This is a genomic window from Paraburkholderia sp. GAS333 (assembly GCF_050435665.1).
Taxonomy (GTDB): domain Bacteria; phylum Pseudomonadota; class Gammaproteobacteria; order Burkholderiales; family Burkholderiaceae; genus Paraburkholderia; species Paraburkholderia fungorum_A.
The window spans coordinates 74,050-89,695 of record NZ_JBNDKS010000006.1; the positions used below are offsets into that span (position 1 = coordinate 74,050).

General features: G+C 64.0%; 16 protein-coding genes. 12 read left to right on the forward strand and 4 right to left on the reverse strand.

All coding sequences use genetic code 11. The features are described from left to right. Window positions 1-318 precede the first annotated feature (318 nt). The 12 genes from ABH945_RS27610 (at window position 319) to ABH945_RS27665 (ending at window position 11,614) form a co-directional block, all read left to right on the forward strand. On the forward strand, window positions 319-2,121 hold the full coding sequence (locus ABH945_RS27610) for a methanol/ethanol family PQQ-dependent dehydrogenase (protein ID WP_253189888.1): 1,803 nt from the start codon (window positions 319-321) through the stop codon (window positions 2,119-2,121). 186 nt (window positions 2,122-2,307) lie between these two features. Next, a complete protein-coding gene (locus ABH945_RS27615) occupies window positions 2,308-2,727 on the forward strand; it encodes a c-type cytochrome (RefSeq protein ID WP_074771345.1) in 420 nt (139 codons plus the stop codon). Between the two features lie 34 nt (window positions 2,728-2,761). Beyond that, entirely contained in the window at window positions 2,762-3,673 is a 912-nt protein-coding gene (locus ABH945_RS27620; protein WP_074771346.1) for a substrate-binding domain-containing protein, read from the forward strand. Continuing rightward, window positions 3,670-4,434 (forward strand): hypothetical protein, encoded by a 765-nt coding sequence (locus ABH945_RS27625; protein WP_429252668.1) that lies wholly within the window; start codon window positions 3,670-3,672, stop codon window positions 4,432-4,434. Before ABH945_RS27620 ends, ABH945_RS27625 begins: the two co-directional genes overlap by 4 nt. Window positions 4,435-4,447: 13 nt before the next feature. Then, on the forward strand, window positions 4,448-5,458 hold the full coding sequence (locus tag ABH945_RS27630; RefSeq protein ID WP_074771348.1) for a LysR family transcriptional regulator: 1,011 nt from the start codon (window positions 4,448-4,450) through the stop codon (window positions 5,456-5,458). Next, on the forward strand, window positions 5,455-6,003 hold the full coding sequence (locus tag ABH945_RS27635; RefSeq protein ID WP_429252669.1) for a DUF3280 domain-containing protein: 549 nt from the start codon (window positions 5,455-5,457) through the stop codon (window positions 6,001-6,003). Before ABH945_RS27630 ends, ABH945_RS27635 begins: the two co-directional genes overlap by 4 nt. 220 nt (window positions 6,004-6,223) lie before the next feature. Further along, a complete protein-coding gene (locus ABH945_RS27640) occupies window positions 6,224-7,243 on the forward strand; it encodes an AAA family ATPase (protein WP_429252670.1) in 1,020 nt (339 codons plus the stop codon). A gap of 13 nt (window positions 7,244-7,256) precedes the next feature. Continuing rightward, window positions 7,257-8,120 carry a VWA domain-containing protein gene (locus ABH945_RS27645; protein WP_429252671.1) on the forward strand — a complete coding sequence of 288 codons (864 nt, stop codon included), beginning with the start codon at window positions 7,257-7,259 and terminating at the stop codon, window positions 8,118-8,120. Beyond that, entirely contained in the window at window positions 8,117-9,085 is a 969-nt protein-coding gene (locus tag ABH945_RS27650) for a calcium incorporation protein MxaA (RefSeq protein WP_429252672.1), read from the forward strand. Before ABH945_RS27645 ends, ABH945_RS27650 begins: the two co-directional genes overlap by 4 nt. Then, the gene (locus ABH945_RS27655) at window positions 9,082-10,068 is read left to right on the forward strand and encodes a vWA domain-containing protein (protein WP_429252673.1); all 987 of its coding nucleotides are present in this window, start codon (window positions 9,082-9,084) and stop codon (window positions 10,066-10,068) included. The genes ABH945_RS27650 and ABH945_RS27655 overlap by 4 nt, the downstream gene beginning before the upstream one ends. Then, window positions 10,065-10,607 (forward strand): tetratricopeptide repeat protein, encoded by a 543-nt coding sequence (locus ABH945_RS27660; protein ID WP_429252674.1) that lies wholly within the window; start codon window positions 10,065-10,067, stop codon window positions 10,605-10,607. The genes ABH945_RS27655 and ABH945_RS27660 overlap by 4 nt, the downstream gene beginning before the upstream one ends. Further along, window positions 10,604-11,614 (forward strand): MxaL protein, encoded by a 1,011-nt coding sequence (locus ABH945_RS27665; RefSeq protein WP_429252675.1) that lies wholly within the window; start codon window positions 10,604-10,606, stop codon window positions 11,612-11,614. The genes ABH945_RS27660 and ABH945_RS27665 overlap by 4 nt, the downstream gene beginning before the upstream one ends. A gap of 37 nt (window positions 11,615-11,651) precedes the next feature. On the opposite strand, the gene ABH945_RS27670 is transcribed toward ABH945_RS27665, so the two are convergent. From ABH945_RS27670 to ABH945_RS27685, 4 genes are all read right to left on the reverse strand, one after another. Continuing rightward, window positions 11,652-12,863 carry a branched-chain amino acid ABC transporter substrate-binding protein gene (locus ABH945_RS27670; RefSeq protein ID WP_429252676.1) on the reverse strand — a complete coding sequence of 404 codons (1,212 nt, stop codon included), beginning with the start codon at window positions 12,861-12,863 and terminating at the stop codon, window positions 11,652-11,654. A gap of 59 nt (window positions 12,864-12,922) precedes the next feature. Then, window positions 12,923-13,636: a cysteine hydrolase family protein gene (locus ABH945_RS27675; protein WP_074771357.1), complete on the reverse strand. Its 714-nt coding sequence runs from the start codon at window positions 13,634-13,636 to the stop codon at window positions 12,923-12,925. 72 nt (window positions 13,637-13,708) lie between these two features. Beyond that, window positions 13,709-14,986 carry a Zn-dependent hydrolase gene (locus tag ABH945_RS27680; RefSeq protein WP_429252677.1) on the reverse strand — a complete coding sequence of 426 codons (1,278 nt, stop codon included), beginning with the start codon at window positions 14,984-14,986 and terminating at the stop codon, window positions 13,709-13,711. Then, window positions 14,979-15,530, reverse strand: coding sequence for an L-2-amino-thiazoline-4-carboxylic acid hydrolase (locus tag ABH945_RS27685; protein WP_429252678.1), 552 nt, complete (start codon window positions 15,528-15,530; stop codon window positions 14,979-14,981). Before ABH945_RS27685 ends, ABH945_RS27680 begins: the two co-directional genes overlap by 8 nt. Between the last annotated feature and the right edge of the window lie 116 nt (window positions 15,531-15,646).

The window sequence follows — 15,646 nt, forward strand, 5'->3', positions numbered from 1 at the left end:
GCGCCGGGTGGCGCAATCGGCTCGCGCGTGGCACAGCGTGCGACGCAGCGGCGCCTCGCGCGCACGGCTCGCGCCGCGCTGGCGATACGGCGCGCGCCCCCGGCGAACGCGACGAACCGCGAGACATGTGGCGAGCACTTCAATCGGCATGGAATATGCGTTCGCCGTTCATGCGCCGCGGAGCCCGACATCGAATCGGGACAGCGCGTTGATCGTTACCTGCACTCGAGAAGGCGCGCACGATGCATGCGAGGTAGCGTGGGTCATTCGTGAGTTGAACAGCAGGACAATTCTGGAGGAGACATGAACTTACGCAACATGGTTCTTGGGCTCGCGATCCTCGCATCGGCAGCCTTTAGCTCTATCGTCGCTCAGGCCGATCCGCAGCTCGACAGCCTGATGAAAAATCCATCTAACTGGGCGGCCCAGGCGGGCGATTATGCGAATCACCGCTACAGCCCGCTCAAGCAGATCAACGAGAACAACGTCGGCAAGCTGCAGGTCGCATGGACCATGTCGACCGGTGTGCTGCGCGGCCATGAAGGCGCGCCGCTCGTGATCGGCGACACGATGTATATCCATTCACCCTTTCCCAACAAGGTCATTGCAATCAACCTGAAGGACCAGACGTTCCTCTGGCAATACCTGCCCAAACAGGATGACCAGGTCGTCTCCGTGATGTGCTGCGACACCGTGAATCGCGGCCTCGCTTACGGCGACGGCAAGATCTTCCTGCAACAGGCCGACACCAAACTCGTCGCGCTGAACGCGAAGACGGGCGACGTGGTATGGACCGCGCAAAACGGTAATCCGAAGGCGGGCGAAACCAACACCAATGCGCCGCACGTTTTCGGCGACAAGGTGCTGACCGGGATTTCCGGTGGCGAATTCGGCGTGCGCGGGCGCTTGATCGCTTATGACATCAAGACCGGCAAGCCGGCCTGGACTGCCTACAGCACCGGCCCCGACAACGAAATGCTGATCGATCCGCAAAAGACCATGACGTATGTCGACGGGCAGATGGTGCCGGTTGGCGCGGATTCGTCGCTCAAGTCGTGGAAGGGGGATCAGTGGAAGCTGGGCGGCGGCACCACGTGGGGCTGGTATGCGTGGGACCCGAAGCTCAACCTGATCTACTACGGTACTGGCAATCCGGGCACATGGAACCCGTCGCAACGTCCGGGCGACAACAAATGGTCGATGTCGATCTTCGCGCGCGACCTGAATACCGGCACGGCACGCTGGGTCTACCAGATGACGCCGCACGACGAATGGGATTATGACGGCGTCAACGAAATGATCCTTTCCGATCTGAACATCGACGGCAAAAAGGTGCCTTCGATCGTCCACTTCGATCGCAACGGTTTCGGCTACACGCTCAATCGTGAAACCGGACAGCTGCTGGTCGCGCAGAAGTACGACCCGGCGGTGAACTGGGCCGACCGCGTCGATCTGAAGAGCGGTTTGCCGATCCGCAACGCGGCGTACTCGACCCAGGCGGCAGGCTCGGATCACAACGTGAAGAACATCTGCCCGGCGGCGCTCGGTTCGAAAGACCAGCAGCCGGCTGCGTTCGATCCGAACTCGAACCTGTTCCTCGTGCCGACGAACCATGTCTGCATGGACTACGAGCCTTTCGAAGTCGACTACGTGTCGGGACAGCCGTATGTCGGCGCCACGCTGTCGATGTATCCGGGCCCGAACGAGAACAACGCGATGGGCAACTTCATCGCGTGGGATGCGAGCAAGGGCAAGATCGTCTACTCGAAGCCGGAGAAGTTCTCGGTGTGGTCGGGCGTGCTTGCCACGGCCGGCGGCGTCGCGTTCTACGGCACGCTCGAAGGCTATCTGAAGGCCGTGCGCATCAGGGACGGCAAGGAACTGTGGCGCTTCAAGACGCCGTCCGGAATCATCGGCAACGTCTTCACGTACGAGTATCAGGGCAAGCAGTATGTCGGCGTGTATTCGGGCATTGGCGGCTGGGCCGGCATCGGCATGGCGGCGGGACTCGAAAAGTCGACTGAAGGTCTGGGCGCGGTCGGCGGTTATCGTGAACTCGCGAAGTACACCGCGCTCGGCGGCACGCTCTTCGTGTTCGCGATTCCGAGCGAAAAGAGCTGAACGAGCCACGCAAACCACCATGGGATCCGAACGGCTGCCGGTGCATGAGTTGCAAACAGCACACCGGCAGACGCTTCGGTTTCCATACGAATCGAAGCATCATCCTGAGCGCGCCCCTATTCGAATCTGTGCCGATGCGTCGGTCGAACGCAGCGGGGCGCCGCTTATCTTGAAGGAGACATGTGCATGAAAGGCCGATCATTCCTGTTGCTGGTGACACTGCCCGCGGCACTCCTCCTGCTGCCCGTCGGGTACGCGCAAACCAATCCGTCGATCGCGCAGGTCGCGTACAAGGTGGTCGACGGCAGCAAGGTCGACACCGACACACTGCAGGGGTGGAAGACATGGCGTGCGCTCGCGTGCGAACGTTGCCATGGCGCGCAGCAGCAGGGCATGGTTGGACCCTCGCTGATCGACGCGTTCAAGACACTCGACAAGGATGAATTCCATCGCACGGTGTTCGGCGGACGGGTGGCCAAAGGCATGCCCGACTTCAGCACGAGCCAGATGATGCAGAAGAACTGGGAGAACCTCTACGCGTACCTGAAAGGACGCTCAGACGGACAGATCAAGCCGGGCGATCTGCAGGCCATCGATTCCAAATAAAAGCCGGCGCCGCCACTCTTCCGGAGGCATCATCATGCGTCAAACCAGAAGCATGTCCGTGCATGCCGCGCTCAGCGCGGCCGCCTTGTGTTGCGCCGTGCTCGCGAGCGCGGCCGTGCAGGCAGACGGCCCTGCGTTGCCGAATAACGACGGCGCGGACGGCGTCCTCAGAGTCTGTGCGGACCCGAACAACATGCCCCTGTCGAACAATAAGGGCGAAGGCTACGAGAACCGGATCGCGAGTCAGATGGCGAGCGACTTCGGCTACAAGCTCGAATACACGTATTTTCCGCAGCGCATGGGCTTCGTGCGCCACACGTTGCGCGAGAAGGAAGAGAGCGGTGACCGCTTCAGGTGCGACCTGATCATCGGCGTGCCGAAGGGTTATGACATGACGTCGACGACGCAGCCGTATCTGCGCTCGACGTATGCGATGGTGTTTCCGAACCGGCCCGAGTTCGCCAGTATCCATACGCCCGACGATCTTCTCAAGCTGCCGCCCGATCAGTTGCACAAACTGCGCTTCGGGATCTTCTCGCAGACCCCCGCGGTCGACTGGCTGCTCGGCCATGGTCTGATCGATCAGGCGGTTTCGTATCAGGTGCAAAGCGGTGATCCGCAGGAATATCCCGGTCAGATGATCGAGCAGGATCTTGCGAAGGGCAATGTCGATGTGGTGTTCCTTTGGGGGCCGATAGCGGGCTATTTCGCCAGGCGCGCCGGCGACTCCGTGCGGCTGGTGCCTTTTCCGCCGGGCCCCGGCATCCGCTTCGACTACACGATCTCGATGGGTGTGCGCTACGGCGAAAAAGCGTGGAAAGACAAGGTGGATCAATGGATCGGCGCGAATCACGACAAGATCGACAGCATCCTGACGAGCTACGAGGTGCCGTTGCTCAAGCCGGTCGACGTGCCGGGTCCGAAGTCCGGCGACGCTTCGCCATGACCGCTGCGCGCAGCAGCGGGCTGCGTTCGGTCGCAGCACGGTTCGTCATCGCTGCATCGCTCAGCGGCGCGTGCGTCGTGCCGGCCGCACGCGCTGCGGACCCGGCCGGCAGCAGCGACATCACGGCCGCCGAACATCTGATCTTCACGACCGATCATCTGCACGGCGTCGCCGCTCAAACCGAACTCGACTACGCGATGATCGATTCGCAGCAGCCGTCGCGCAGTGCCGACGTGGTCAAGGTGCTGGTGGTGAGCCCGGACAACGCAAAGGGTGACGCTCAGGTGTCGGACCATACCGGCAGCGTGCCGCTGCCGAGCGGCGGTCTGCAGTGCAATCCGGTGATCATCTATTTTCTGGAACGCGACATCACCGAGATGCAGGGGCTGACGGGCGGACAGCGGCGCTACTTCCAGCAGCGGCTGCGCCTCGCGCTCGCGGCCGGTCCGCAGATCGAGAACGTGACGAGCGAAACCGGCGGCAAATCTGTCAGCGCGCATCGCGTCGTCGTGCAGCCGTATCTGAACGACCCGAACGCGGCGCGCTTCGCGGAGCTGACGGGCAAGCGCTATACCTTCCTGATCGCCGATGCGGTGCCGGGGCAGGTGCTGCAGATTCGCACCGACGTGCCCGGCGCGAACAACGACTTCGCGCATCCTGTGCATTCGGAGACGCTGAGCTTCCAGTCGGTGCTGCGCAAATTGCCGTCGCCGGCAACCGCGCCGCCGAAGTCGTCGAATGCGCCGAGAGCCAGCCGCTGAGCGGCTGCTTCCCATGCAGAGCGCGCGCTTCGCGACGAACGCAATCAAGCTGAACTTCATCCGCTCGCTGACGCTGCGCCAGTTGCAGATTTTTGTCGTCGCGAGCCGCTACACGAGTTTTGCGCGTGCGGCAGAGGAGCTGCATCTGACGCAGCCGGCCGTGTCGATGCAGATTCATCAGCTCGAAGAGACGATCGGCCTGCGCCTGTTCGAACGCGTCGCGCGCAAGCTCACGCTGACGGAGGCGGGCGAGATGCTGACGCATCACGCGAGCCGCATCCTCGGCGAGATCAAGGACGCCGAGGACGCGATGCTCTCGCTCAGACACGCCGACAGCGGCTCGATCAACATGGGGATCGTCAGTTCGGCGACTTACTTCGCGCCAAAACTGCTCGCGCTTTATTCGCGTCTTTATCCGAAAGTCGACGTGCATTTTTCGGTCGGCAATCGCGATGCCTTGCTGAGACTGCTGCAGGACAACGCGATCGATCTTGCGATCATGGGCCGTCCGCCGCCCGAACTCGATACGACCACCGAGCCGCTGGCGAGGCACCCGCAGGTGGTGGTCGCGCCGCTCACGCATGCTTTGCGCGCGGCGCGCCGGTTCGATCTGCAGGAATTGCGCGACGATACGTTCCTGTTGCGCGAGCCCGGCTCCGGCACGCGGATGGCCGCCGAAGCGATGTTCCGCCAGCATCTGTTCACGCCCGCGAAGATCGTCACGCTCGGCAGCAACGAAACGATCAAGCAGGCGGTGATGGCCGGCATGGGCGTGAGCCTGATTTCACTGCATACGCTGCTGCTGGAGTTGCGCACTGGCGAGATTGCACTGCTCGACGTGAACGGCACGCCGATCGAGCGCACGTGGCAGATCGTGCATCTGCGCACGAAACAGCTGTCGCCGACAAGCGTGGTGTTTCGCCAGTTTCTGCTCGATCACACGGCCACGCATCTGGAGCATGAGTACGCGCCGTTCGTCGGCGCGGCGACGCACCTTCGAGCCGACACAGGAGCGGGCGAATGAGCCGGCGCTGGCTGGTGCGGGTGATGTCAGGCGTCGGCGCGTCGTTGCTGATATCGAGCGGATGGGCCGAGCCGGTTTCGATCGCGGTGATGAACTGCACGCTGATCGATGACAACGCCGCCTACAACGACGCCGATACCAACCGCATCCAGCACGCGCGCATCGGCATGATCAGCGATGCGCTGCGCGCGCAGCTGGAGGCGAGCGGGCGCTATCGCGTCGCGGATGCGAGCCGTGCCGCCGATCTGATCGCAAAGCTCGAAGCGGAGCAGGATCTGGCGACGTGCGACGGTTGCGCGAGACAGGTCGGCCGCGCACTGGGGGTCGGGCAGGTCGGCGTGTGCTGGGTGCAGAAAGTCAGCAACCTGATTCTCAATCTGAATCTGCGCGTGGAAGACGTGGCGAGCGGCAGGATGCTGTTCCAGCGCTCGGTGGACATTCGCGGCAACACCGATCTGTCATGGCGGCGCGGTGCAACAGCGCTCGTCGGCCTGCTCGTCGATCAATCGTCGCAGGATGTTTCGCCGGACAGCGTGCACCGATGACACCGGCCGCAAATGGCACAGTGTGTCCCCAAACGCCGTGACAGCCTGATCAGCCGGCCACGTTCGCACGGACCGCCGCGCGCCTCTTCGAGACCGGCACAAAGCATGCTTGAACGGATGCCGGCACGCAAAGCGTTGAGAGGCAGCGCCGATACGACACGGCACGCAAGCCACGATAACGACCCAGGCTCGAGCAGGCCACACGGAGGAGATCGCATCGATGGGTTCTGGCGAACAGCTTCAGGACTGGCGTCTTCACGCACTTCAGATCGAGAAGGAAGTCGCGAAAGTCGTCATCGGCCAGCAGCAGATGCTGCGGCTCATCAACGTCGCGCTGTTCGCCCGGGGCCATGTGCTGCTCGAAGGCGGTGTCGGCGTCGGCAAGACCACCGTGCTGCGCGCCTTTGCGCGCGTCGTCGGCGGCGAATTCGAGCGGGTGGAAGGCACGATCGACCTGATGCCGGGCGACCTTGTCTATCACACCTATGTCGACGCCGACGGCAAGCCGCGCATCGACCCCGGTCCGCTGCTGCGCCACGGCGACCAGTTGACTACGTTCTTCTTCAACGAGATCAACCGCGCGCGTCCGCAGGTGCAGTCGCTGCTGTTGCGTGCAATGGCCGAGCGTTCGGTGTGGGCGTTCGACCGCGAATACCGCTTTCCGCACATGACGGTGTTCGCCGACCGCAACAAGGTCGAGAAAGAAGAAACCTTCGAGCTGGCTTCCGCCGCGCGCGACCGCTTTTTGTTCGAGCTGAACATGCCGACTCCCGCCGATGCCGACGTCCGGCGCTCGCTGATCTTCGAGACAATGTTCCATGACGTGGATGCGCTGCTTGCGCAACTGACACCCGGCCTCGTGCCATGGGAGCAACTGAACAGCGTCGGCGCATGGATTCAGCACGACGTGGAGGCGAGCCCGACGATCGAGCGTTACGCGCTGGACATCTGGCAGGCGACCGAAGCGCCGCAGCGTTTCGGCATCGAACTCGAAGGCGTCGACATGCAGCAACTGATCCTCGCAGGCGCGAGCCCGCGCGGCATGAGCGCGCTGCTGCGAGCCGCGCGTGTGGTCGCGTGGCTCGCGGGGCGCTCGCATCTGATTCCGGAGGACCTGCACGAAGTGCTGATGCCGGCGCTCGGTCATCGTGTGTTCTTTACGCCGATCTACGAGTTGCGTCGTCAGGAACTGGCCGAGGCGCTGATCGCGCAGATCATGGCGAAAGTCGCGGTTCCCTGATGCGCACACGGCCATGAACGGGATCGCGGAATTTCACTATCGTCTGCCGACGCGTGCGAGCGGCGCGCGGCCAGGCTCGCATCCGGGCGCGAGCTTCGGCGCGGGCCAGCAGTTCGCGATGCACGGCCGCCTGTTCGACTATCCTGATCCGCGTCGCCTCGATTTGCGCGCGAGCGTGCGCGCGGCGCGCTCCGAATGGCTCGTGCGGGTCAATCTGCAGCGCGTGGCGGTTCCCGTGGTGGTGATCGTCGACGTGTCGGCGTCGATGCAGTTCGGCACGCGGCTCAGCAAGCTGGAGATCGCGGCGGACTTCGTCGAGGCGCTCGGTTTCAGCGCGTTTCGCGTCGGCGACCGGCTCGGCATGCAGGCTTTCGACTCGGCCCCGCGCGACGATCTGTTCATGCCCGAGCGCTACGGCCGGGGCACCGGCAACCTGCTCGCGACGATGCTGCGCGCGTGCGCCGCGCGCGAGGCCGGACGCAGTGGCGCGGAAGGATTGCGCCGCTGCGCGACGCGGCTGGCCGGCCGCCAGGCGCTCGTGTTCGTCGTCTCCGATTTTCACTGGCCGCTTGCGTCGATGCCCGCTGTGCTCGATCTGCTGATTCATGCGTGCGTGGTGCCGGTCGTCGTGTGGGACGAAGCCGAAATTGCGCCGCCCGCGCGCGGTCCGCTGCTGGCCGTCAACGACGCGGAATCCGGTGAGGAGCGCAGCGTGTGGCTGCGCGCGAGCGTACGCGAGCGCTGGCAGCGCGGCGTCATGGAGCGGCGCGCGACGTTGGCGCGGCTCTTCGGGTCACGCGGCATGCCGCCGTTTTATATCGAAGGTAGTTTCGATCCGGAAGCGATGTCGCGTTACTTCCTGGAGGCGGCCACATGAGGCCTCGCGCACTTCTTCACGCGATCGGCGGACGCCTGTGTCAGGCGACTCGCTGCGCGCCGATGGTAGCGCTGCTGGGCGTCGGCTATGCGCCTGCGCCCGTCACGGCCGCACCCGCGCCCGTGATCGCAACCGTCGACGAACCGCGCGCTTTTGGCCACGTATTGGGCGACGTGCTGACCCAACGTGTGCTGCTGCAGGCAAACGGCGCCGACCTCGGTTCGGTCAGCCCGCCGTCGGTCGGGCGCACCGGGCTGTGGCTCGAGCGTCGGCCGGCCTCTGTTGAAACGGATGCGAACGGTCGGCGCTGGATGGTGATCGACTATCAGATCGTCAACGCGCCGCAGACGCTCACGCGCATCGCGCTGCCCGCGCTCACGCTCGGTGCGGCGAACGGCACCCAATTGCAGGTCGCCGAATGGCCCGCAAGCGTCGGTCCGCTGACACCTGCCGACGTGTTCGGCGACGGCGATCTGCAACCGATGCGGCCCGATCGCATGGCGCCGCCCGTCGATACCGATGGCTTGTATCGGCGGCTTGGATGGTCGCTCGGTCTGCTGTTCGCGACGCTGGCAGCGTGGGCGGGTTGGTGGTGCTGGCGCAACTGGCGCGAAGCACAGCGCCTGCCGTTTGCGCGTGCGTGGCGACAGTTGCGCCAGATGCGCCGGTTCGACCGCGCGAATGGTGGGCGCGGCGCGGGTGGCGCACAAGGCGCGGCATCGCCGGATGCCTGGTTCTGCATGCATCGTGCGCTGAACGAAACCGCGGGCGAAGTCGTGCACGCCGGTTCGCTGGCCGGTCTCATTGCGCGCGCGCCGTATCTGCAACCGCTGCGCGCGCAGCTCGACCATTTCTACCGGATGTCGGCGGAGCGCTTTTTCAAGCCCACGCCGGGCGCTGCCGATTTTCCACTCGAAGCGTTGTGTCGCGCGCTGTATCAGGCCGAACGGCGTCATCAGCGATGATCGCGACGCTCGATTTTTCCTCTGCGTGGATGCTGATCCTGCTGCCGTTCGCCGTGCTGCCGATGCTGCGGCGGCGCAGCGACACGCTTTCGTTTTCGAGCGTCGCCTGGTTGCCGCCCGATCCCGCCGGACGCTGGGCCACGTTGCTTGCGCGCGCGTGCGGCGTGCTGGCGATCGCGGCGATCGTCGTCGGGCTCGCCGGGCCGGGGCGCTCGCAGCAGCAGGTGCTGCGCACGGGCAGCGGCGCGCAGATCCTGATCCTGATGGACCGCAGCGCGAGCATGGACGAGCCGATGGCGAGCCCCGGCGTCGAGTCGCCGCGCGGCGACTCGAAGAACAAGGTCGCGCGGGCGTCGCTGGAGACGTTCGTGAGCCAGCGACCGAACGACCGGCTTGCGTTCATGATGTTCGGCACGAGCCCGGTGCTGGCGATGCCGTTCACGTACAACCATCGCGCGATCGACGAAGCGATTGCCGCGACTGCGATCGGTCGAGGCACGCCCGACACCGAACTCGACCGCGGCATGCTGGCCGCGCTCGATCAGTTCGAAGGACGCGCGTCGTCGGGCCGACGCGCCATCGTGCTGGTGTCCGACGGCGGCGCGCGACTCGACGAGACCGTCCAGCGCCGCATCCGCGAGAGCCTGCTGCGCAGCCGGATCTCGCTGTACTTCATCTATCTGCGCAGCGGTGTCTACAGCCCCGATCTGAACGCGGCGCTACCGGCGGGCGAGGTGTCGGCGGAGGCGGAACTGCATCGTTATTTTCTGTCGCTCGTCACGCCTTACCGGCTTTTTCAGGCGGGCGACGCGAAAGGGATGATGGCGGCCATCGCTGAAATCAACCGGCAGCAGAATGCGCCGACTTCGTTCATCGAGCATTTGCCGCGTCAGGACTGGAGCCCGTATTGCTTCGTCGTCGCGCTGGTTTGCGCCGTGCTGTTGATGGCGATGCGTGTGCTGCAGGTCAGGAGCTGGGCATGACGCGAACCTTCATTCATGCGATCTTCGCGACGCTCGCACTGGTGTGCGCCGGCTTTGCGCTCTATGACGGCATTCAGCTTTGGCATGCCGTGCGTGTGAATCGTGAGATTGCTGTGGCCGGAGCCGACGCTCGCGAAAACCCGAGCGCCGATGAAGCGCCGCAGGTTCTTCTGGCGCGCGCGACTGCGCTGTCGAAAGCCGGCCATTACGATTCGGCCGCGCGCATCTACGAAAGCCTGATCCACGACTATCCTGACGATCTCGGTCACATCGCGCTGTTCGACCTCGGCAATATGTATTTGCGCGAAGGCCGGGGCGACGGCGCGGCGCACGGCGTCAGGTCTCTCGCGATGATCGGCGAGGCGAAGACGCGTTACCGGCTGCTGCTGCGCGTCGCGCCCGATGACTGGAACGCGCGCTACAACCTTGAGCGTGCGTTGTGGCTCGCGCCGGAAACGCCCGTCGTGCTAGATAAGCCCGACGTCAAGGAGCAGCACAACGTGAAGCTGCGCGGCGCGCAAAGCCAGGATCTGCCATGAGCGGGACACGCACAGGTTCGGCGACTCGCGCCGGTCGCGGCTTTCGCAACCTGCGTCACTGGCTGACGCCGCTCGCGCTCGGAGCGCTGGTGGCGGCGGTCGCGATGCCGGACATGACGTTGCCGCGCAATACGTTCGAGTACATCGTCACGTTCGACATCACGCAGAGCATGGACGTCGAGGATGTCGTGCTGAACGGCGCGCCGGTGAGCCGCCTCAAATTCGCTCAGGCAGCGATGCGCGACGCGCTCGGACGGCTACCGTGCGGCTCGAAAGTCGGGTGGAGCATTTTCACGGGGCAGCGGACCTTGCTGCTGCTGTCGCCGCTCGAGGTGTGCGCGAACTACGACGCGCTGCTGATGTCGCTCGACGGCATCGACGGCCGCATGCGCTGGACCAACTGGAGCCGGATCGCCGAGGGGGGAGTGTATTCGGCGGTGCGCGTCGCCAGGGACGCGGGTCATGGCATTGCGATCGTATTCGCGACCGATGGGCAGGAGGCGCCGCCGCTTCCGTCGTCGCGTGCGTTGATGCCGGACATCAATCCGGCACGGATCGATGGATGGCTGATCGGCGTAGGTGGCGATCAGCCTGCGGCGATTCCGAAGTCGGATAGCAACGGCAACCGGATCGGATACTGGCAGGCCGATGATGTGATCCAGGTTCCCGCAGCTTCAGGTGCCGATGCGCAGGCGGAATCGCACGAGGAACAGTCTGCGTTGCACGGTCAGTATCTCGCGTTCGTAGCCGGCCAGACTGGCCTTGGCTATCGGCGGTTATGGGCGCCGACTGCGTTGGGCGATGCGATGCTCGACGCGCGCCTCGCGCATCGCGAGCAGGTGCCGACGGATTTGCGCTGGGTGCCCGCGCTGATCGCGCTGGTGCTGCTGATTGCGCGGTTCATGCCGGACGCTGTTTGGGGAGGGTTGCGGCGTCGATGGATAAGGACCCGCGGCTTCTACACAGCTTCGGGGAGACGGGGTGCAAAGCCGAATCCCACGGCGTGAGGACTCATGTGCTGAGTCCTCACGCGAAAAACGCAACTTATTTCGAGGCCAAAGCGGTCTCTCCGCCGAGCAGCTTTTCGATCTTCCACTCGCCGTCCACTACCTTGAAAATCGTGAAAGCCGGATTGCGCAGGTTGCCTTGCTCGTCGAACGCAATCGTGCCGGTCACGCCCTGGCGGCTGATCGCATGGACGGCTGCTGTCAGCTTGGCGGGATCGGTCGACTGAGTCTTTTCGACGGCCTCGACGAGCGTGGCGGCGGCGTCGTAGGCGAACGGCGCGTGCAACTCGACCGGATGATGGTAACGAGCCCGATACGCTGCATCGAACTGCTTGCCGCCGGGCATTTCTTCGAGCGGCCGGCCCGGTTCGAGCGCGATCACGCCATTGGCGCCGGCGCCCGCCAGTTGCACGAACGTATGGCTCGTACCGCCCGCACCGAGCAGCGTAGCCTTGATGTTCAACTGCTTCATGCGACGCGCCACCTGGGCTTCTTCGGTATCGAGTCCACCGAAGAACAGCACGTCGACGTGTTTGGCTTTGAGCGCAGTCAGCACGCCACTGAAATCGATTGTCTTGTCGTCCACATACTCGTGAGCGGCGATCGTGCCGCCATTCGCCTCGACCCCCTTGACGAACTGTGTCGCAAGACCCGATCCGAACGCCGTGCGGTCGTCGATCACGCCGATGCTTTTGCCCTTCAGCGTCTTGACCGCATAGGCGCCGGTGATCGCGCCGCTCAGGTCATCGTGACCCATGATGCGAAACGACGTGTCATACCCTTGCAGCGTGTACTGATGGCCCGTGGAGGCGGGCGCGATTTCCGGAATGTGTGCCGCGTTGTAGACGCGCGAAGCCGGAATGCTGCAACCGGTGTTCCAGTGCCCGACCACGCCCACCACGTGCTGATCGACCAGTTGCTGGGCGACCGTCACAGCGGTACGCGGGTCCGAGGCATCGTCGACGGAGGTCAAGGCAAACTTGACAGGCTTGCCGTTCAGCGTGGGATGTTTCGCGTTGGCGTCATCGATCGCAAGTTGCGCACCGTTTTCCAGGTCCTTGCCGATTCGGGCGGAGGGGCCGGTCAGCGGTCCGGCGATCCCGATCAGGATCGTGCGTGTGTCGTTCGCATCAGGCGACGTCCCCTGGGCTTGAACCGGGTTGGCTGCGAGCAGCGGCAGGGCGGCTGAAAGCGCGAGCGTCAGCAGCTTGTAGAAGGGCGTAGCGGGTTTGGAAGTGTGGTTTGACATATCGTTGTATGAGCGGCGAGGCTGAGTTCGATGAATGGCGCGTGCGATGCTGCGGCGCTTCAGTGCGCGGGTGTGACGTGACGAATCGCTTCCAGCACGGCTGCGGTGTCCGCCACCGCGCCGAATACGCCGCTTTTCTTGATCAGCAGACGCAATGCAGCTTCGTGAACGTCCTCGGTTCCGGCTGCCGTGGCGTCGGAAACGGTTAGCGTGTCGTAGCCGCGATCGAGCGCTTCGCGCACCGTCGTGTGGATGCAGCAGTCGGTGGTGAGGCCCGCGAAGATCAGATCCCGAATCCCTTTCTCACGAAGGAACGTGTCGAGATTCGTCGTCGAAAATGCGCCGTACGAGGGTTTGTTGAACACGGCTTCGTTGGCGAGCGGTGCAACTTCTGGAACGATCTCCCAGCATGGCTCGCCCTTGATCAGATAGCGGCCGTTCGGACCGCTATCGCCCACGGCCACGCCGCGGCCGTCCGCGCCACGCCAGAGACGATGAGGCTGCACATCGGACAGATCCGCCGAGAACGTCTCGCGCGTATGGCAGACCGTGATGCCGCTTGCGCGGCACGCGTCGAGCAGCGCCTGAATGTTGGGGATAGGCTTGCGCAGCGCGGTGAGATCGAAGCCGAAGCCGGCCATGTAGCCGCCTTCCGCGCAAAAGTCGCCTTGCACGTCGATCACGATCAGGGCCGTCGTGGCAGCCGATACCGCCCGGTTCAGCGGAAATGCGTAAGGCGCTGCACCGACGCGGTCTGCAGGTAGGGAAGTCATATCGAAGCTTGTTGGTGAGCGTCACGCGAGCGACGCTGTGATGAAATAAGGTGTGCGCGGCTCATGCGCGGGCTAGATGTCGACGGAACAGATGCCCGCCGCTTGAGCCACGGCGTGAAGCAACACGTTGGCTCCCGCTGTCGCCCATTCCGGCGTAATAGCCTCGGCTTCGTTGTGGCTCAGGCCGCCTACGCAAGGAATGAAGATCATCCCCGACGGCGCCACACGCGCCATGTAACACGCGTCATGTCCTGCGCCCGAGACGATGTCCTGAAAGGGCAGATCCAGCGTACGCGCAGCGTGCCGCACGGCATCTACGCATTCGGGCGCGAACGGCACTGGCGCATAGTCGAAAATCTGCGTGATCTCGGCGTCGAGAAGCTGCGCGGAAGCGATCCGCTGCACCGCCTCACGCATGCTGGCGTCCATTGCATCGAGCACGGCGCTTTCGGGGTGACGGAATTCGATCGTGAAGAAGCACTCGCCCGGCACCGTGTTGCGCGAATTCGGACGCGCCTCGATCATCCCGACGGTTGCCCGGCCATTCGGTGCGTGCTGCCGGCCGAGCTGATCGACGAAATCGATCACGCGCGCGGCGCCGACCAGCGCGTCGCGGCGCAGGTCCATCGGCGTCGTGCCCGCATGAGAGTCGGTGCCGCGAAACGTCAGTTCGTACCAGCGCTGCCCCTGGCCAGCCGTCACCACGCCGATCGTTTTGCCTGCGCGCTCCAGCACCGCTCCCTGTTCGATATGCAATTCGAAGAACGCGTGAACAGGAAAGCCGCCAACCGGCTCGCTGCCTGCATAGCCGATTGCCTGCAGTGCCTCACCCAGAGTCGTGCCCGCCGCGTCCTTTCGCGATAACGCGAAATCGAGCGAGAAAGCGTTCGCGAACACACCCGAGGCGATCATGGCCGGGGCGAAGCGCGAGCCTTCTTCATTGGTCCAGATGACGACGTCGACGGGTCGTTCCGTTTCGATGCCGGCATCGTTCAGCGCACGAATCACCTCAAGCCCGCCGAGCACGCCATAAATGCCGTCGTATTTGCCGCCGGTGGGCTGCGAATCGGCGTGCGATCCGGTGACGACGGGCGCTGCATCTGCCTGCCGACCGGCACGCCGCGCAAAAACGTTGCCCATCCGGTCGACGCGAATCTGGCAGCCCGCTTCTTTCGCCCACGTGACGAACAGGTCACGCGACTCCCGGTCCAGCTCGCTCAGCGCGAGACGGCACACGCCGCCTTTCGGCGTCGCGCCGATCTGCGCCATACGGTCGAGCGAAGCCCAGAGGCGTGCGCCGTCAACGCGAGGCAGTAGCGTCGGCCTGGAAACGGCAAGTGCGTCAGTCATCGCCGTGCTCCACAGAAAGTCGCGCGCTCGCGTCGTCGTCTTTCAGCCGATAGCGGAAGTCACAACGCGGTCCGCCCTGCATTAGCGTGGTCGTGCGCGTGAGTTCAATGCGAGGGTCGTAGCCCTCGATGAAAAGCGCGTCGCGCGCGCAACTCAGAAGATGTCCGATCTCGCCGAGTCCCATTGAGTGATACATCTCCGCGTAGCGGCAGCGGTGCACGTCGTAGTCGTAATGCACGGCGTCTTCGCGCTGCACCGAAACGTTCAACGCGTCGTCTTTTTCCCACAGCACCTGCAGGGCGATGAACGAAGCAATGCTGGTGCCGTTTTTTTCCTGCGCAGCGAACGTTTTTCCGGCGGCCACTGCGGCTCCCCGTACTGCCTCGCCGATCACGGCCTGCGCTTTTTCGGTGCCGAGATCGCGCTTGAGGATCTGATAGATGGGTTTGATGATTTCCGCTTCGATACGGCGGCGCGCCAGAATGCCGAGGCGATCGTCGCTGTCTGCGGGGGCAGCGATCGGAGTGCTTGCTGTGTTGGTCATGAAGGTCCGGCGTGGGTAACTTTATATTTGAGAAATATTACGTTGTCGATTGACTGGATCAAAATGAAAAATAATTAGATAGACAGACGAATTTGATATTAGCTCGCTAAAAACGG